General features: G+C 72.6%; 12 protein-coding genes. 10 read left to right on the top strand and 2 right to left on the bottom strand.

The genetic code is table 11. From position 1 onward, the window contains the following. Positions 1 to 440 precede the first annotated feature (440 nt). The 9 genes from ABZ822_RS15635 (at position 441) to ABZ822_RS15595 (ending at position 14,554) form a co-directional block, all read left to right on the top strand. Complete coding sequence (locus ABZ822_RS15635; protein WP_360852951.1) at positions 441 to 1,163, top strand: GNAT family N-acetyltransferase; 723 nt, start codon at positions 441 to 443, stop codon at positions 1,161 to 1,163. A gap of 46 nt (positions 1,164 to 1,209) precedes the next feature. Next, positions 1,210 to 2,466 (top strand): alanine racemase, encoded by a 1,257-nt coding sequence (locus ABZ822_RS15630; RefSeq protein WP_360852949.1) that lies wholly within the window; start codon positions 1,210 to 1,212, stop codon positions 2,464 to 2,466. A 220-nt stretch (positions 2,467 to 2,686) separates the two neighbouring features. Beyond that, the gene (locus ABZ822_RS15625; RefSeq protein WP_360852947.1) at positions 2,687 to 4,087 is read left to right on the top strand and encodes a diaminobutyrate--2-oxoglutarate transaminase; all 1,401 of its coding nucleotides are present in this window, start codon (positions 2,687 to 2,689) and stop codon (positions 4,085 to 4,087) included. After that, positions 4,084 to 6,246, top strand: coding sequence for a pyridoxal-dependent decarboxylase (locus tag ABZ822_RS15620; RefSeq protein WP_360852945.1), 2,163 nt, complete (start codon positions 4,084 to 4,086; stop codon positions 6,244 to 6,246). Before ABZ822_RS15625 ends, ABZ822_RS15620 begins: the two co-directional genes overlap by 4 nt. Then, positions 6,243 to 8,183, top strand: a complete 1,941-nt coding sequence (locus tag ABZ822_RS15615) for an IucA/IucC family protein (RefSeq protein WP_360852942.1) — start codon at positions 6,243 to 6,245, stop codon at positions 8,181 to 8,183. The genes ABZ822_RS15620 and ABZ822_RS15615 overlap by 4 nt, the downstream gene beginning before the upstream one ends. Continuing rightward, on the top strand, positions 8,180 to 9,601 hold the full coding sequence (locus ABZ822_RS15610) for a SidA/IucD/PvdA family monooxygenase (protein ID WP_360852939.1): 1,422 nt from the start codon (positions 8,180 to 8,182) through the stop codon (positions 9,599 to 9,601). The genes ABZ822_RS15615 and ABZ822_RS15610 overlap by 4 nt, the downstream gene beginning before the upstream one ends. Further along, positions 9,598 to 11,352 carry a hypothetical protein gene (locus ABZ822_RS15605; protein ID WP_360852936.1) on the top strand — a complete coding sequence of 585 codons (1,755 nt, stop codon included), beginning with the start codon at positions 9,598 to 9,600 and terminating at the stop codon, positions 11,350 to 11,352. The genes ABZ822_RS15610 and ABZ822_RS15605 overlap by 4 nt, the downstream gene beginning before the upstream one ends. After that, on the top strand, positions 11,349 to 13,175 hold the full coding sequence (locus ABZ822_RS15600; protein WP_360852933.1) for an IucA/IucC family protein: 1,827 nt from the start codon (positions 11,349 to 11,351) through the stop codon (positions 13,173 to 13,175). Before ABZ822_RS15605 ends, ABZ822_RS15600 begins: the two co-directional genes overlap by 4 nt. Beyond that, positions 13,172 to 14,554: a glutamine synthetase family protein gene (locus ABZ822_RS15595; protein WP_360852930.1), complete on the top strand. Its 1,383-nt coding sequence runs from the start codon at positions 13,172 to 13,174 to the stop codon at positions 14,552 to 14,554. Before ABZ822_RS15600 ends, ABZ822_RS15595 begins: the two co-directional genes overlap by 4 nt. An 88-nt stretch (positions 14,555 to 14,642) precedes the next feature. On the opposite strand, the gene ABZ822_RS15590 is transcribed toward ABZ822_RS15595, so the two are convergent. After that, the gene (locus tag ABZ822_RS15590) at positions 14,643 to 15,608 is read right to left on the bottom strand and encodes an iron-siderophore ABC transporter substrate-binding protein (RefSeq protein WP_360852927.1); all 966 of its coding nucleotides are present in this window, start codon (positions 15,606 to 15,608) and stop codon (positions 14,643 to 14,645) included. 243 nt (positions 15,609 to 15,851) lie between these two features. Here ABZ822_RS15590 and pyk point away from each other — a divergent pair, with 243 nt between their 5' ends. Further along, the gene (gene pyk / locus ABZ822_RS15585) at positions 15,852 to 17,285 is read left to right on the top strand and encodes a pyruvate kinase (protein WP_360852924.1); all 1,434 of its coding nucleotides are present in this window, start codon (positions 15,852 to 15,854) and stop codon (positions 17,283 to 17,285) included. A 43-nt stretch (positions 17,286 to 17,328) separates the two neighbouring features. On the opposite strand, the gene ABZ822_RS15580 is transcribed toward pyk, so the two are convergent. Next, positions 17,329 to 18,117 carry a helix-turn-helix domain-containing protein gene (locus ABZ822_RS15580; RefSeq protein WP_360852922.1) on the bottom strand — a complete coding sequence of 263 codons (789 nt, stop codon included), beginning with the start codon at positions 18,115 to 18,117 and terminating at the stop codon, positions 17,329 to 17,331. Between the last annotated feature and the right edge of the window lie 59 nt (positions 18,118 to 18,176).

Genomic DNA, 18,176 nt, shown 5'->3' with positions numbered 1-18,176 from the left:
GCGTGATCCACCTCACCAACGCAACCCGGATGAACCGGACATGGAAGGAGGCCGCCGAATCGTCTGAAGGGATCACTGCGCGAGGCCCGGACGGCCGCTTCCTGAGAGCGCCGGTGCGTGCCGGTGCCCGCCGGGCCGGATCGGGCCCCGCACACCGCCGTACCTGCGGTCTCGTCGCGCAACGGCTGTGCGCGCGAACGGACATGGCTTCGGCCTCGCCCGCCCGGTGCGGGTCCGCCGACCCTGCGGCGACCCCGGCCGCGCACCCGGCCGCAAGCGGTTACCGCGCTCCCGAGGGGTGCGCCCGCCGCCGTACCCGGCCAGGTGCCGCGCCCGAGGACAGGGGACCCCAGGGTTGGACAGAGCGGACCTGTGCTTTAGGTTAGGCTCGCCTAAGTGGCCGCTCCCGGCGGCCGGGCGCCCATGACCCTGGGGGACTCATGTCTCGACCGCAGAACGTGCCGGCACGGCCGGAGCCGACCGCACCGACGGTCCTGTCCGGCACCCCCGCACGCACGGCAGCCCCCGCGCGCACCACGGCCCCCGCGCCCGCCGCGCAGGCCCCCCTGGCGCACGTCCCCCGGCAGTCCGCCACCCTCCCCGACGCCTCGCCCGCACCGGCCGAACCGGACATACGGATCTTCGACGGCGCCGCCGTCACCGCCGCCGCCGACCGGTGGGCCCGCGTCTACGAAGAGGTCTACGCCCAGGCGCTCGGCCTCCCCGACCACAGCGACCCGCCCATATCCGAGCGCCTGCTGCGCCACGCCACCCGCCCCGGCTTCTCCCTCGTGGCGGCCTTCGACGGCGAGGACGTGGCCGGCTTCCTCTACGGCTACACGCTGCCCCCCGACTCCCTCTGGTGGGACGGCCTGACGCCCGACCCGGGCCCGGAGTTCACCCGCGAGTACCCCCAGCGCACCGTCGGACTCTGCGAGTTGCTGGTCTCCCCCCGGCGCCGCCGCTCGCGCGTCGCGCTCACGCTCTTCGAGACCTTCCTCGCCGCACGCACCGAGGAGCGCGCCACCGGCCTCGTCGCCGACGACAACTCCGTCATGCTCGCGACGTACGCCAAGTACGGGTTCGAGATGGTGGGGCGGATGGAGCCGTACCCGGGCTGGCGCCCGCACGTCATGGTCGTCCGCCAACTGCGCCCGAGCTGAGCCCCGTCCGTCCGCCCGTCCACCCCCGAGCCACCGAGGCGAAGCCGTGTCCGTCCAGTTCCCGCCCTCCGCAGCCCCGCGATCCGCCTACCCGGTCGACGCGCTCCCCGAGCCCGTCCGCCGCCATCTGCTCGATCTGACGCAGCAGTCCGAGGCACCCGTGTCGGCTTACGTGTACGACGGCGAGGTCGCCGCCGAACGTGCCCGCGAACTGCGCGCCGCGCTCCCCGGCTGGGCCGCCGTGCACTACGCCGTGAAGGCCAACTCCTTCCCCGGCATCCTCGGCGCCCTCGCCCCGCACGTCGACGGCTTCGAGGTCGCATCGGTCTCCGAACTCGAACTCGCCCTGGCCGCCCTCCCCGACGCGAGCGGACAGGCCGGCACGCCCGCCCCCGTCGTCGCCGCGGGCCCCGCCAAATCCGTCCCCGTCCTCACCGCCCTCGTACGGGCCGGTGTCGAGGCCATCAACGCCGAGAGCCTCCTCGAACTGAGCCGCATCAGCCGTATCGCGGTCGCCGAGGGCGTCACCGCCCGCGTGGCGCTGCGCGTCAACCCGGCCGAGATCCCCGTCACCGGCTCGCTCCTCATGGGCGGCGCGCCTTCGCAGTTCGGCGTCGCCGAGCCCGACGTGCCGGGCGTGCTTGCCGAGGCCCGGCGCCTGCCCGGCCTCGACCTCACCGGCTTCCACATCCACGCCGCGTCCAACAACCTCGACGCCGAGTCCCAGGCCGCGTACCTGACGTGGTGCGTGGAGTGGAGTGTCCGTACGGCCCGGGAGAACGGCATCGATCTGCGCCACGTCGACATCGGCGGCGGCATAGGCGTCGCCTTCGAGGGTGAAAAACCCTTCGACGTGGCCCGCTTCGGCGAACTGGCCGCCCGCGTCGAGCCACCCGAGGGCGTCAAGGTCATCCTGGAGCCCGGCCGCTTCCTGGTCGCCGACTGCGGCTGGTACGCGGCGGAGGTGACCGATGTGAAGCACTCCTACGGTGAGGCGTTCGCCGTCCTGCGCGGCGGCATCAACCACTTCCAGCTCCCCACCTCCTGGGACATCGTGCACAACATCGCCGTCCTGCCCGTCGACCGCTGGACCGAGTCCTGTCCCCGCCCCGCCGCCGAGGACACCCGCGTGACCGTCGTCGGCGAACTGTGCACACCGGAGGACACCCTGCTGCGCGACGTCCGCGTGGACCGCGTGCGCGCCGGTGACCTCGTCGTGTTCCCCTACGCGGGCTCCTACGGCTGGGAGTTCGCCATGCACCGCTTCCTCGGCCACCCCGTCGCCGAGCGCCACCTCCTCTGAGCCGAGCCCGACGCACCCGAGCCCGAAGCATCCGAGCCCGACGCACTCGAAGCCCAGCGCACCCGAGCCCGAGCATCCGGGCCCGACGTACACGGAGCCCGAAGCATCCGAGCCCGCAGCATCCGACCGCGCGCCCCCCACGCCGCACCTCGCCCCCCACGGGCCCGCACGCCACGCCGCGGCCCGCCACCCGCACCCTCCTGCACCCGGAGCCCGTCCCATGACCGTGCACACCCCTGCCCGCGCCGGTAGCGACCTGCCCGCCGCGGACCGAGCGGACGCGATCCTCGCCCGCCAGCGTGCCCGCGAGTCCTCCGCCCGTACCTACGCCCGCTCCTTCCCGATCGTCCCCGTCCGCGCACAGGGCATGGTGATCGAGGCGACCGACGGACGCCGCTACCTCGACTGCCTGGCAGGCGCCGGCACCCTCGCCCTCGGCCACAACCACCCCGTGGTCCTCGAGGCCGTCCGGCGCACGGTCGACAGCGGCGCCCCGCTGCACGTCCTGGACCTGGCGACGCCCGAAAAGGACGCGTTCACGGACGAGTTGTTCGCCACCCTGCCGCCCGCGTTCGCCGACCGCGCCCGCATCCACTTCTGCGGCCCCGCCGGCACCGACGCGGTCGAGGCGGCCCTGAAGCTGATGCAGACCGCCACCGCACGCCGCGGGCTGCTCGCCTTCACCGGCGCCTACCACGGCATGACGGCGGGCGCGCTGGCCGCGTCCGGCGGCGTCGGCGCCAAGACTCCGGTGCCGGGCATCGCGGCCGATGTGACGCGGCTGCCCTACCCGTACGCGTACCGCTGCCCGTTCGGCGTCGGCGGTGAGCGCACCGCAGAGCTGTCCGCCGCCTACACCGAGCGGCTGATCGACGACCCCAACGGCGGCGTCGTCCCGCCCGCCGCGATGATCCTCGAGGCCGTGCAGGGCGAGGGCGGCGCGATCCCCGCACCCGACGCCTGGATGCGCGAGATGCGGCGGATCACCGCCGAGCGCGGCATCCCCCTCGTCGTCGACGAGGTGCAGACCGGCGTGGGACGCACCGGCGCCTTCTGGGCGATCGAGCACAGCGGGATCGTGCCCGACGCGATGGTGATGTCGAAGGCGATCGGCGGCACCCTCCCGCTCGCCGTGCTCGTCTACCACGAGGACTACGACGGCTGGCTCCCCGGCGCCCACACCGGCACCTTCCGCGGCAACACCCTGGCCATGGCGGCCGGTACGGCCACGCTGCGCCATGTCGCCCGCGAGCGGCTGACCGAGCGCGCGGCCACGGTCGGCGCCCGGATGACGGCCAGGCTCGAGGGGCTGCGCGCCGAACTGCCCACGATCGGCGACGTCCGCGGGCGCGGCCTGATGATCGGCGTCGAACTCGTCGACCCGCAGGGCGAACCCGACGCGTGCGGTGCCCGCCCGTTCGCCCCCGAACTCGCCGCCCGCGTCCGTTCGGCGTGTCTCTCACGGGGCCTTATCGTCGAACTCGGCGGCCGGCACGACTCCACCGTGCGGCTGCTGCCGCCGCTGGTGATCAGCGACGAGCAGGTGGAGGCCGTCCTGGACCGGCTCACCGACGCCATCGCCGAGGTGACGGCTTCTCAGCCCGCCGGGCGGCCGGCATGACGGGCCGCACCGGGGCGCTGCGCGAGCCCCAGCCGGCGGGTGGCGGCACGGCCGCCGCGGCGCTCACGGCGGACGACGTGCCTGCCGTGCCGGGACAGGTGATCCGCTCGGCCGCGGCCGAGCGCGTACAGGAACTTCTCGTGGAAGGGCGGGACGAACTCCTCGTGGAAGGGCGGGATGTGAACCAGCGTCACGGCGAGCCGTACGGCGCGGGGGAGCCGCATCACCCCGAACTCGCCGACGCCTTCGGCCCATCCCTGCCGACGGCCCTCGCACTGCTCGCCGATAGCACCGGAGCCGCGGTGCACGGCCTGCCGGGACAGACCCGGGGCGGTGCGTCCGTGCGCGGTGGCCGGCCGGCGGGCGGTTCAGTCGACGGCGGCACGGCCGACGGCGGTTCGATCGAGAGCCGTCCGGTCGTCAACGGCGCGGCAGACGACGGCCTGGTCGAGGACGGCCTGGCCGACGGCGGCCCATTCGAGGACGGCCCCCGCGAGGACGGCCGGGCGCCCGGGAGCGCCGCACGCCGCACCGCCCCGCTGTCCGGCGGCACGGGCGGCCCCGCCGCGCTGGAGCCGCTGCTGCGCACCGTGCTGGACGCCCTCGCCGAGGGCGCGTCCCGCCGCGGCGGGCCGCTTCCCGCCGGGACACCGGGCGAGATCGCCGCCCGGGTCGCGTGGGAATTCGCCGCCACGGGCGAGGACTTGGGGACGGCGCCGGCACCGCACGCCGATCCCCGTACGGCCCCCCGCACCGACGCCCGTACGGAGACTCGTACGGAGCCCGGTCCGGATCTCGGTACGGACCCCCGTACGGCGGAGCCCGCCGCGGACCCGCGCACCGACGTCCCGTCCGCGGACTCCGCCCTGCACCGCCTCACCGCCCTCCTCGCCCACGGCACCGCCGACCCGGCCGACCCCTCCTGCGCCGCGCATCTGCACTGCCCACCGCTGGCCGTCGCCGTCGCAGCCGACCTCGCCGTCTCCGCCCTCAACCCCTCCCAGGACTCCTGGGACCAGGCACCCGCCGCCACCACCCTGGAGACCCTGCTCCTGGAGGAACTGGCCGCCCTCGTGGGCTACGACCCGGCCGAGGCAGCCGGAGTCCTCACCTCCGGCGGGACCGAATCCAACCTCATGGGCCTCATGCTCGCCCGTGACCGGGTCCTCGGCCGCGCGTCCGGACGACAGATCGAGATGGGCGGAGTGCCGGGCGCCACCGGCCCGCGCCCGCGCATCTTCGCCTCCACCGCCGCCCACTTCTCCGTCCAGCGGGCCGCGGCCCTCCTCGGGCTCGGCGAGGACTGCGTCATCCCCGTCCCCGTCGACCGCGAACTCCGCATCGACCCGCAGGCGTTGCACACCGCGCTCCAGGACTGCGCCGACCGCGGCGACCTCCCGCTCGCCGTCGTCGCGACGGCCGGCACCACCGACACCGGGGCCGTCGACCCGCTGCGCACCTGCGCCGCGCTCGCGGCCGAGTACGGCGCCTGGCTCCACGTGGACGCCGCGTACGGAGGAGGCGCACTGCTCTCCGACCGGCTCGCCCCCCTCCTCGACGGCATCGCGCTCGCCGACTCGGTCTCCCTGGACTGGCACAAGCTGGGCTGGCAGCCCGTCGCCGCGGGCGTCTTCCTCGTCCGCCAGGCCGAGACGTACGCCTCCCTCGCCCGCCGCGCCGTCTACCTCAACCCGCAGGACGACGAGGAAGCGGGCTACCCGAGCCTGCTCGGACTGTCGCTGCGCACCACCCGCCGCGCCGACGCGTTCAAGATCGCGGTCACGCTCCGCACCTTCGGACGCGACGGCCTTGGCCGCCTGGTCGACGCCTGCCACGACCTGGCGCACGAGGGTGCCAAGGCCGTCACCGCCCACCCGCGTCTGGAACTCCACGCCGAACCGGTGCTGACCGCCTTCCTGTTCCGCTACGTCCCCGCCGGGGCCGACCCCGAGCACACCGACCGGATCAACGCCGGGCTGCGGCGCAGGCTGCTGCGCGAAGGCCGGGCGGTCGTCGGCCGTACCGAACTGCCCGGCGATGGGCCCGGACGCGTACGCCTCAAGCTCACCCTGCTCAACCCGCACACCACCCCTGCCGACGTGGAGCGGCTGCTCCACGCGGTCGCCGCCGCGGGACAGGCCGAGGAGGACGCACTGTGACCCCGCCGACCGACGCTCCGGCCACCACGGCCACCGACGCTCCGGCCACCACGCCCACCCACGCTCCGGACACCACCCCGCGGGCCGACGCCCCAACGGCCGCGGACGGCCCGACGGTCGGGCACGCGCCCGTCGGCCCGGACCCGCTCGACCACCCCGACGCCCTCCGCGCCGGTGACGCCGCCGCCACCGAGACCCTGCTGCGCGCCTACGTCCGGGAGACCGGCACCGAAGTCCCGCCCGCGGGGGAGGAGTTGCTGCTCCAGTTCCCCTCCAGCGGACTGCGCGTCGCCGTCCCCGTCCGCCACCGCTCCACCACCGGCTGGCACCGCTTCGGCGAACCCACCGTCCAGCCTGCCGAGCCCGCCGCCCAGGCCGGCCCGGCCGGATCAGCCGACCCCGCCCGCCGGATCACCGCCGACGCCGCCCTCGTGGCCGCCGCCGCCATACGGGAGACCACCGCCGGTCGCGGACTCCCGCCGCACCTCGGCGGCGACGCCGTCGCCCGCGTCCTCGGCTCCGCACGGCGCACCGGGGTGCACCTGGCGCGGCGGCGCGCCGAGGGCGAGGACGCCCACGGCCCCACGCCGTTCCTCGACGCCGAACAGGCGCTGCTCCTCGGCCACCCCTTCCACCCCGCGCCCAAGAGCCGCGAAGAGGCGTCCGACGCCGAACTCGACGCGTACTCGCCCGAGTTGCGGGGCTCCTTCCCGCTGCACTGGTTCGCCGCGCACCCGGACACCGTCGTCGGCGAGAGCGCCGACGGGCGCGCCGTCGCCGACATCCTGCGCCCGCTGGCCGCCGGACTGGACCTGCCCGACGGCATGCTCCCCGTACCCGTCCACCCCTGGCAGGCCCGCGAAGTCCTCGCCCGGCCCGAGATCGCCGCGCTCGCCGACGCCGGGCGCCTGCGGCCGCTCGGCCCCGCCGGACCGGCCTGGTACCCCACGTCGTCCGTACGGACCGTGCAGCGCCCCGACGCGGAGATCATGCTCAAGCTCTCCCTCGGCATGCGCATCACCAACTCCCGCCGCAACAACCTGCGCAGCGAGATGCGGCTCGGCGTGCAGGCCGCACGCCTCCTGGCCGGAGGACCCGCCGACTGGCTGCGCGCCGAACACCCCGAGTTCGGTATCCTCCGCGACTTCGCCTGGGTCTCCGTCGGCACCGACGGACCCGAGACCGGCCTGGAGACCGCGATCCGCGACAACCCCTTCCGCGGCGCACCGGGCACACCCGCGCGTGAAGGGCTGTGCGTCGCAGGGCTGCTCGCGGAACGCACCGGCCCCGGCGACGGCACCCCGCCCCGCCACCGCTCCCTGCTCTCCGCCGCCGTCGAACGCGCCGCCCGCGCCGACGGCACCTCCACCGCCGAGGCCGCCGAGCACTGGCTCGTCCGCTACCTCGACGTGCTCGCCGTCCCCCTCATCCGCCTCCAGGCCCGCTACGGCATCGCCCTCGAACCGCACCACCAGAACACCCTCGTCGCCCTCGACGACGACGGTCTCCCCGCCGCGGGCTGGTACCGCGACAGCCAGGGCTACTACCTCGCCGCCTCCCGTGCCGACGAGGCCGAGGCGCTGCTGCCCGGCGTCGCCGAAGGACTCGACCTCGTCTTCGACGACGCCTTCGTCGACGAACGCGTCGCCTACTACCTCGGCATCAACAACCTCCTCGGCCTCGTCGGAGCCTTCGGCGCCCTCGGCCTCGCCGACGAGACCCGCCTGCTGCGCGTACTGCACCGCGTCCTGGACCGGCTGCGCACCGAAGAACCCGGCGCCAAGGGCCTGCTCGACCTGCTCCTCGACGCCCCCACCCTGCGCTGCAAGGGCAACTACCTGACCTGCGTGGACGGACTCGACGAACTCGTCGGCGACGTCCACACCCAGTCCGTCTACATCGACCTTCCCAACCCTCTCGCGGAGGCACAGCCGTGACCGTGACCGAACAGCAGACCCCCTACGATCTCGTCGGCGTCGGCATCGGCCCCTTCAACCTCTCCCTCGCCGCGCTCAGCGACGGCGTGCCCGGACTCCGCACCCTCTTCCTCGACAGCAAGCCGGCCTTCTCCTGGCACCCCGGCCTGCTCATGGAAGGCACCGTCCTCCAAGTCCCCTTCCTCGCCGACCTGGTCACCATGGCCGACCCGACGAGCCCCTGGTCGTACCTCAACTACCTGCGCTCCCACGACCGGATGTTCCCGTTCTTCTTCTCCGAGCGCTTCCACATCCCGCGCCGCGAGTACGACCACTACTGCCGCTGGGTCGCCGAACACCTGCCGTCCTGCCGCTTCGACGCCGAGGTCACCTCGGTCGAATGGGACGAGGCCGCCGACACCTTCGCCGTCGTCCACCGCTCCGCGAAGAACGGCGACACCACCCGCGTCCTCGCCCGCCAGATCGTCCTCGGCGTCGGCACCGCACCCGTCGTCCCCGAGCCGCTGCGCCCGCTGCTGACGGAGCATCACGCGGGCCGCGTCCTGCACAGCGCCGACTACCGCACCCACCGCGCCCGCCTCGCCGGCCGCGAAGACGTCACCGTGATCGGCGCCGGGCAGTCCGGCGCCGAGGTCGCCCTCGACCTGCTCCGCCACCAGGACGGACAGGGCCAGGACGGGCCCTACGTCCGCTGGCTCGCCCGCACCCCCGCCTTCGCGCCCATGGAGTACTCCAAGATCGGCCTGGAGCACTTCACCCCCGACTACATCCGCTACTTCCGCGGCCTGCCCGAGCACGAGCGGGAGCGCCTCGTCGCCGAACAGTGGCAGCTCTACAAGGGCGTCAGCGAGGAAACCCTCGCCGACATCCACGACGAGCTGTACGAGCGCACCATCGGCGGCACCGAACCGCGCGCCGCCCTCCACCCGGGCGTCGAGATCGTCGCCGCCGAGGCCGAGGACGACGGCTACCGCCTCACCTGCCGCCACGCCCCCCAGTCCGCGACCTTCGACATCCACACCTCGGCCGTCGTCATGGCCACCGGCTACTCCGCCCGCCGCCCCGCGTTCCTCGACACCCTCGCCGACCTCGTCGACTGGGACGACCGCGGCCGCTACCAGGTCGACGGCGACTACCGCGTCGCCCTCGACCCGCGCGTCGCCGGCTCCCTCTACGTCCAGAACGCCGAGATGCACACCCACGGCGTCGGCGCACCCGACCTCACCCTCGGCGCCTGGCGCGCCGCGACGATCCTCAACGCCGTCGCGGGCAGGACCGTGCTGCGCGTACCGGAACGGGCCGCCTGGACCACCTTCGGCGTCCCGCAGCAGACCGCCGCGGAGAACGCGCCCGAGGGAGGCGTCTGGAGGGCCCCGGCCCAGCAGGGGCGGCGCGCCGAAGCGGGTACGCCGCGGTGACACGCACGGAACCACCGCACGACGCGGCCGCGGGGCGCACCCCCGCGCGCCGCGCCAAGGCCGTCCTCATATCGGCGATAGGACTCCACCTCGTCGCCGAGACCGCGCTCACCCCGTTCCTGCCGCAACTCTTCGACCGGCTCTACGGCATCGACGACCCGGGCGCCACCGGGCTCTACCTGTGGATCTGCCGCATCGTCGGACTCGCCGCGCTGCCCCTGTGGGGGCTCGCGGCGAGGCGCTGGCCGCTGCACCGCCTGGTCCTGGCCGGGCTGTGCGGCTCCGCCGTCCTCGACATCCTCCTCGGGCTCGCCCCCACCTACGCCGCCTACACGGCCGTGTCGACCGCCGTCGTCGCCACCAACTCCGCGCTGCTGCTGGCCTATCCGGCGTTCATCGCCGAGCACGGCGACGAGGACGCGGAGGGAACGACGGGCACGGACCGGGCACGGCTCGCCGGGATCTGCTCGATCGTCGTCGTCTTCCATCTGTCGACGGTCGTCGCGACCCTGGTGGGCGCCGGAGTCCTGGCCCTACCCGAACCCCGCATCGGCATCTCGGCGTTCGCCGTCCTCGACGCGGTCCTGGCGGTCCTCACCTACCGGATCCTCGGCAAGGCGGGCGGCCCCACCGCCGAAACGGGACCGGCGCTCGCGTCCGCACCAGGCGCGGGACACGACACGGTGCCCGGTGACGTGGTGGCCGCCGCCCACCTTCCCTACGGCGCGACCTCCGCCGAATCCGCAGAAGCTGCTGAATCCGCCGACGGGGGCGTCCCGGACGCGGGGGAGAGCAACGCCCGTACGAACCGGGCGGACCGTACGACGCCGGTGGACCGTACGACACCGGTGGACCGTAAGAGGCCGGCCGACCGAACGACGACGCGCGGTACCCGTCGCGCCGGGCGGCTCGCCGTCCTCGCCTACGCCGCCCTCATCGGGCTCGCCTTCGACTTCTCGGTCAACGTCGCCCGCCCCTTCTTCACCGAGTTCGCCGACAGCCTCGGCACCAACAGCGCCGGATCCGCCGTGCTGTTCTTCCTGCCCAGCGTCGCCGCCCTGGCCGTGCTTCCCGTGGCGCGCCGCTGCCACGACCGGCTCGGCGACCGGCTGCTGCCGCTCTCGCTGGCCGTCGGCGCCGCCGGACTGGCCTGGCAGGCGATCGCCTCCTCCCTGACCGGACTCGCCGCGGGGCGCCTGCTGTTCGGGATCGGCCTGGGGCTCGGCCAAGTCGCCGTGGAACTACGGATGTTCCGCGCCACCGGCACCGACGGCCCCGCCTTCACCGGCGTCGAGACCGCACGCTCCGTCGGCCTCCTCGCCGCGCCCCTGGCCGCCACCGCCGCGGTCTCCCACGACCTCGCCCTGCCGCTCGCCGTCGCCGCAGGGATTCAGGTCGCGGGCATGGCCCTGGCCGCCAGGCGACCGCGCCGGCTCGACCCCCCGGCCACCGCGGACCGGCCCGCGCCCGCGAAGGACCCCGCGCCCGCACCAGCCGGACGCCCACGCGCCCGCGCCACCACGGCAGCCGTCGCCGCACCGGAACCGGCTCACGCACCGGAGCCCGCACAGGCCCACGCACCGGAACCGGCTCACGCACCGGAGCCCGCACAGGCCCACGCACCGGGCCCCGCCCGCGTACCGCACGACGCCGTACGACCCACCGTCCCCGCGCTCGCCCGGGAACGCCACGCGCCCCCGCAGGACGGAGCCCTCGCCTCCGCCGCGTACTCCGAGGAGATCCACCCATGAACCCCACCACCCGCGACACCTGGGCGCAGGCGGGCCATCGGCTGCTCGTCAAGGCGATCGAAGAGTTCGCCTACGAGGAACTCCTCGTTCCCGAACCGGACACCGACACCGACACCACCACGGGCGAACCCGGCGCCTACCGCCTCGACTTCGCCGACGGCGTCCGCTGGACCTTCCGCGCCACCCGCGGCACCTTCGGCACCTGGCGGCTGACCGACGGCACCCTCCGCCGCACCCCCGAAGCCGACGGCGAAGCCGGGCCCGAACGACTCCTCCTCGACGCCCGCACCACCCTCGGCTGGGACGGCCCCACCACCGCCGAAGTCCTCCGCGAACTCACCGCCACCCGCCGCGCCGAGGCCGATGTCATCGCCCGCGCCGTCCCCGCCGCCCGCCTCGCCGACCTGGACCACCTCGACCTCGAGGCCCACCAGGACGGCCACCCATGCATGCTGCTCAACAAGGGCCGCCTCGGCTTCTCCGCATCCGACGCCGCCGCCTACGCCCCCGAAGCCGCAGGATCCGTACGCCTCCGCTGGGCCGCCGTCCACCACAGCCTGGCCGCCTACTCCGGCATCCCCGGCCTCGACGCCGCGACCCTCCTCGCCGACGAACTCGACGACGCCACCCGCAAGACCTTCACCACCACCCTCGAAGCGGCCTGCGCCGACAGCGGACACGCGGCAGCCGACTACACCTGGCTGCCCGTCCACCCCTTCCACTGGGACGAGGCCGTCGCCACCCTCTTCGCCCCCTACCTCGCCCAAGGAACGATCATTCCCCTCGGCGAAGGCCCCGACCGCTACCGCCCCCTGCAGTCCATCCGCACCCTGGCCAACCTCGACCACCCCCACCGCCGCAACGTCAAGGTGCCCCTCCTCATCCGCAACACCCTCGTCTGGCGCGGCCTGTCCACCGAACCCACCGAAGCCGCACCCGACATCAGCGCCTGGCTGCACTCCGTACGCGACCAGGATCCCTACCTGCGCGACGAACTCCGCTTCCACCCGCTCGGCGAGACAGCCGCCGTCTCCGTGCACCACCCGCTCTACGAGTCCGTCACCGACGCCCCCTACCGCTACCACGAACTCCTCGGCGCCGTCTGGCGCGAGCCCGTCGCCGCCCACCTCCGGAGGGGCGAACAGGCCCGCACCATGGCCTCCTTGCTCAAGATCGGCTCCGACGGGCGCGCACTCGTCACCGAACTCGTGAGACGCTCCGGCCTCGACCCCCGCACCTGGCTTGACCGCTTCCTCGCCGCACTCCTCCCCGGACTCCTCCACTACCTCTACCGCTACGGCGTCGCCTACTGCCCCCACGGCGAGAACACCGTCATCCTCTACGACGCCACCGACACCCCCATCGGCATCGCCCTCAAGGACTTCGCCGAGGACGTCAACCTGCTCCCCGGCAACCGCCCCGAGTACGCCGACCTCACCCCGCGCGCCGACGCCGTCCTGCTGCGCTGGCCCGCCCACGAACTCGCGCACTCCCTCCTCAGCGCGATCTTCGCCGGACACTTCCGCTTCTTCGCCCCCCTCGCCGAAACCCACCTCGGCATCCCCGAGACCGAGTTCTGGGCCGCCGTCCGCGCCGAGATCGAGCGCTACCACGCCCGCTTCCCCGAACTCGCCGACCGCTTCGAGGACTTCGGCCTCTTCGCCCCCGAGTTCGACCGCGTCGCCCTCAACCGCGAACAGCTCCTCGGCGGGGGCTTCCACGACCGCTCCGAACGCGACGAAGGCTTCGACGTCGTCCACGGCACCGTCCCCAACCCGCTCGCCACCGCCACCGCCACCGCCCACCAGGAGCCGCAGATATGAGCACCCCGACGCACCAGGCGTACGAGCGGCTGCGCGCCGACGCCGACGCCGGGCGCATCGACGAGGTCATCGTCGCCGTACCCGACCTCCAGGGACGGCTCCAGGGCAGCAGACTCTCCGTCGACCACTTCCTCGGCGAAGCCGCCCAGGACGGATTCGGCGCCTGCGTCTACCTCCTCGCCTCCGACGTCGAGATGGGCACAGGACCCGGCTACGCCATCGACGCCTGGAACTCCGGCTTCGGCGACTTCCTCCTCCGCCCCGACCCCGCCACCCTGCGCACCCTCCCCTGGGACGACCGCACCGCCCTCGTCCTCGCCGACACCGAATGGCCCGCCGGCCACGAGGAGGCCGGACGGCCCGTCGGCATCGCCCCCCGCCACGTCCTCCGCACCCAGCTCGACCGCCTCGCCGACCACGGCCTGACCGCATTCGCCGGCACCGAGCTGGAATTCCTCGTCTTCACCGACACCTACCGCGACGCCTGGGACCGCCGCTACCACGCCCTCGAACCCGCCACCCGGTACAACGTCGACTACGCACTCCAGGGCCTCGGCACCCTCGAACCCGTCGTCCGACGCATCCGCCGCGAGATGGTCCGCGCCGGCCTCACCATGGAGACCGCACGCGCCGAATGCCACCCCGGCCAGTACGAGATCGTCTTCCGCTACGACGAGGCGATGACCACCTGCGACCACCACGTCCTGTTCAAGAACGGCGCCAAGCAGATCGCCGCACAGGAAGGCGTCGCCCTCACCTTCATGCCCAAGTACGACGAGGGCGAAGGCAATTCCTGCCACATCCACCTCTCCCTCCGCGGCACCGACGGCACCCCCGTCCTCGCCGACCCCGCCGCCGACGACGGCATGTCGGACCTCATGCGGCACTTCGTCGCCGGACAGCTCGCCTGCCTCCCCGACTTCGCCCTCCTCATGGCCCCCAACATCAACTCCTACAAGCGCCTCCAGCCCGGCGCGTTCGCCCCCACCGGCATCACCTGGGGACGCGACAACCGCACCTGCCCCGTACGCGTCGTCGGCTCCGGCGCCTCCCTGCGCATCGAACACCGCGTACCGGGCGGCGACGCCAACCCCTACCTCGCCGTCGCGGCAGCCGTCGCCGCCGGACTCCACGGCATCGAGAACCGGCTGCCCCTGCCCGCACCGCATGCCGCCAACGCCCTGGCCGACCCCGACGTGCCCCGCCTGCCCACCACGCTCACCGAGGCCCTGCACCGCTGGGAGACCAGCGAGACCGCGGCCAAGGTCTTCGGCGAGACCGTCGTCGGCCACTACGCACAGGCCGCCCGCACCGAACTGGCCGCGTTCGAGACGGCGGTGACGGACTGGGAACGGGTCCGCGGCTTCGAACGCCTGTAGACAGCGCCGCGCACCGCCGACAAACACAGCGGCCCTGCCACGGACAACTCCGTGGCAGGGCCGCTGCGGTGTGCGCGACGAACCGGGCCTACTCGGCCGCGTAGTTCTTCTCCATCTCGTCCAGCACCTGGGTCGCGCCGGTGTAGCCGATGCCCAGCATCCACACGTTGTCGTCGACCTTGAACGCCTTCTTGCTCTTCACCGCCGCCAGGTTCTTCCAGAGCTGACCGCCCGTGATGGACGTCTCCTTGGCCTTCTTCGGGTCACCGTAGGTGGAGTAGAAGATGACGTCGGCGTCCGCCTCGTCGATCTTCTCCGGGCTGACGTCCAGCGAGAACCCGGTCTTGTCCTGGTTGGCCGGACGGCCCACCTTCAGGTCCTTGAAGATCGAGCCGACGAACGTGTCGTTGAAGTAGAGACGCGTGTCCGCACCCTCCACGAAGCGGACGAAGCCGACCTCGACCTGCTTCGCCTTCTCGGGCCCGCCGAGCGCCTTCGTCAGCCCCGCGACCTTCGTCTCGTAGGCCGACACGACCTTCTTCGCCTCGGCCTCCTTCCCGAGAGCGTCCGCGTGCAGATCGAAGTTCTCCCGCCAGGTCGGGCCGGTGGTCTCCGAGAAGACCGTCGGCGCGATCTGCGACAGCTCCTTGTAGTTCTTCTCGTCACGGACCTTGCTGCTCAGAATCAGGTCCGGCTTCAGCTCGTTGATGGCCTCGAGGTTCGGCTCACCGATGAGACCGACCTCCTTGATGCCCTTGATCTTCGCCTCGGGCAGGTAGGTGGACAGCGGCGCGCCGGCCACGACCGTGACCGCCCCGACCGGCTTGACGCCGAGGGTGACCGCCGAGTCCAGGGCGTCGGTGTCGAGCACCACGACGCGCTTGGGATGGTCGGGCACCTCGACCTTGCCCATGGCCGTCGACACCGCGTGCTTGCCACCCCCGGAGGAGGACTGCTTGGCGTCGTCGTCCGAGGAGCCGCACGCGGTGGCGGTGACGGCGAGCGCGGAGACGAGCGCCAGGGCTGCGGCGCTACGACTGAGGGTTCCGGACATGAAAGGAGGCCTTTCGTACAAGAAAGCCCGGATCCACTCCGGGCTTGAACTTAGGTAAACCTAACCTTATGCTTTCCGGCTGACAAGTCCCGATCCGGTTACGGCCCCCGAACCCCCTCCGCGCTGCTCATCGGAGCGGACCCCCGCACTTTTCAACACTTGTCAATAGCCTTTCACCTAAAGGTCGTTCGGCCGTCCCGCAGGTCCACCTCTCTACCCGCCAGTACGGCATAGGCTCGACCCATGCGCCGAGCAAAGATCGTTTGCACCTTGGGACCCGCCTCGGACTCGTACGACCAGATCAAGGCACTCGTCGAGGCCGGAATGGACGTGGCCCGCTTCAACCTCAGCCACGGCACCTACACCGACCACGAGGCGCGGTACCGCCACGTGCGCCAGGCCTCCGACGAGACCGGCCGCAGCGTCGGGATCCTCGCAGACCTTCAAGGCCCGAAGATTCGCCTCGGCCGATTCACCGAAGGCCCCGTACTCCTTGAACGCGGCGACGACTTCACCATCACCGTCGAGGACAAGGAAGGCGACCGCCAGACCTGCGGCACCACCTACAAAGGACTCGCCGCCGACGTCACCCGCGGCGAACGCATCCTCGTCGACGACGGCCGCGTCACCCTCGAAGTCACCCGCGTCGACGGCCCCCTCGTCCACACCACCGTCATCGAAGGCGGCATGGTCTCCGACCACAAGGGCCTCAACCTCCCCGGCGTTGCCGTCTCCGTCCCCGCCCTCTCCGACAAGGACGTCGCGGACCTCCGCTGGGCCCTGCGCACCGGAGCGGACATCATCGCCCTCTCCTTCGTCCGCAGCGGCCGCGACATCGAGGACGTCCACCGCATCATGGACGAGGAAGGCCGCCGCCTCCCCGTCCTCGCCAAGATCGAGAAGCCCCAGGCCGTCGACCACCTCGACGACATCGTCGACGCCTTCGACGGCATCATGGTCGCCCGCGGCGACCTCGGCGTCGAAATGCCCCTCGAATCCGTACCGATGGTCCAGAAGCGCGCCATCAAACTCGCCAAGCGGAACGCCAAGCCCGTCATCGTCGCCACCCAGATGCTCGACTCGATGATCGACGCCTCCCGCCCCACCCGCGCCGAGGCGTCCGACGTCGCCAACGCGGTCATGGACGGCACGGACGCCGTGATGCTCTCCGGTGAGACCAGCGTCGGCAAGTACCCCGTCGAGACCGTCGAGACCATGGGCCGCATCGTCTCCGCCGCCGAGGAGGACATGCTCGCGAAGGGCCTCCCGCCCCTGACCGAACGCAACAAACCCCGCACCCAGGCGGGCGCGGTCGCCCGGGCGGCGGCCGAGATGGGTGACTTCCTCGGCGCCCGGTTCCTGGTCGCCTTCACCCAGTCCGGCGACACCGTCCGGCGCCTCTCCCGCTACCGCTCCCCGATCCCCGTCCTCGCCTTCACCCCCGAACACGCCACGCGCTCCCAACTCAACCTCACCTGGGGCGTGGAGACATTCATCGGCCCGAGCGTCGACTCCACCGACGAGATGATCCAGCAGGTCGACGAACACCTCCTCAAGATCGGCCGCTGTCAGCAGGGCGACGTCGTGGTCATCACGGCCGGCTCCCCGCCCGGCGTCCCGGGCATGACGAACCTGGTCCGTGTCCACCACATCGGCGAGGACGACTACCAGAAGTAGCCCGGGCCCCGGGCGGCCCGGCGCGGCACCATGGCGCGCGGAGTCAGTACTTAGCCCCGACGTGCGCATCCATCAACGCGACGGAAGCCCGCCTGGCGACGGAGATGTTGTACGGATCCCGGCCCCGCCGGGTGACCTTCCACTCGACGCCGACCTGGTCGAGGGCGTCGGTGTAGAGCTGCCGGATGTCGTCGGACTTGTTGGTGAAGAAGTACCGGGGATATTCGTAGCGCTTACGCTCCCCGCCGACGACGCGCACGGTCCAGTTCGTGATCCGGCACCCGTCGGAGTGGACCAATCCGCGGATGAATTCCCAGGGATGGGCATCCACGATCTTCTGCTGCCAGGGTTCGAGGGCGATCTTCCGGTCGTGCTTCTTTCCCTTTCCGTGCTGAGGGAAGAGGCACCACAGGTGCTTCGAATAGACCTTCACGTTGCTGCAACCGGTTCTGCGGATGCGGCAGACGGAATTGTCGGGGAAGACGGCTCGGATGGCCTTCTCGCAGTCACCCATGAGGCCTGGCCAGGACTGGTCGCAGGCGATCATCAGGTTGGGCACGCGGTGTTCGGAGTACTGGATGATGTGGCCGTCGCCGAGGTAGAGGGCGAGCAGGTAGGAGTAGGCCGCCTCGTCGAGTTCGCGGCCGTCGCACCGAGGACAGGGGCGGTGCGGCCTGCCCGGTAACTCGCCCTGGGCCGCCCGGTCGAGGTGCAGCCAGTAGCCGACGGTCCCCGGCGGTACGTCCAGGGAGCGTGACACATCGGCGTTCTTCTCCCCGGCCCGCAATCGGCGCACGGCCTCGGCTCGCACATCAGTGCCATATGAGTTCATGCCATTACAGTGCGTGATGAACGGGAGATGTGCGGACCGAACCGTCGAGGTTCACGAGA

Source organism: Streptomyces sp. NPDC047108 (assembly GCF_040643575.1).
Taxonomy (GTDB): domain Bacteria; phylum Actinomycetota; class Actinomycetes; order Streptomycetales; family Streptomycetaceae; genus Streptomyces.
This window is presented reverse-complemented; position numbering and strand designations above follow the sequence as displayed.

What these genes read in the sequence shown, in the direction of transcription:
- ABZ822_RS15635 (WP_360852951.1), top strand. Translation starts at nt 441, where the DNA reads ATGTCTCGACCGCAGAACGTGCCGGCACGGCCGGAGCCGACCGCACCG.
- ABZ822_RS15625 (WP_360852947.1), top strand. Translation starts at nt 2,687, where the DNA reads ATGACCGTGCACACCCCTGCCCGCGCCGGTAGCGACCTGCCCGCCGCG.
- ABZ822_RS15620 (WP_360852945.1), top strand. Translation starts at nt 4,084, where the DNA reads ATGACGGGCCGCACCGGGGCGCTGCGCGAGCCCCAGCCGGCGGGTGGC.
- ABZ822_RS15600 (WP_360852933.1), top strand. Translation starts at nt 11,349, where the DNA reads ATGAACCCCACCACCCGCGACACCTGGGCGCAGGCGGGCCATCGGCTG.
- ABZ822_RS15595 (WP_360852930.1), top strand. Translation starts at nt 13,172, where the DNA reads ATGAGCACCCCGACGCACCAGGCGTACGAGCGGCTGCGCGCCGACGCC.
- ABZ822_RS15590 (WP_360852927.1), bottom strand. Translation starts at nt 15,608, where the DNA reads ATGTCCGGAACCCTCAGTCGTAGCGCCGCAGCCCTGGCGCTCGTCTCC.
- pyk (WP_360852924.1), top strand. Translation starts at nt 15,852, where the DNA reads ATGCGCCGAGCAAAGATCGTTTGCACCTTGGGACCCGCCTCGGACTCG.
- ABZ822_RS15580 (WP_360852922.1), bottom strand. Translation starts at nt 18,117, where the DNA reads ATGAACTCATATGGCACTGATGTGCGAGCCGAGGCCGTGCGCCGATTG.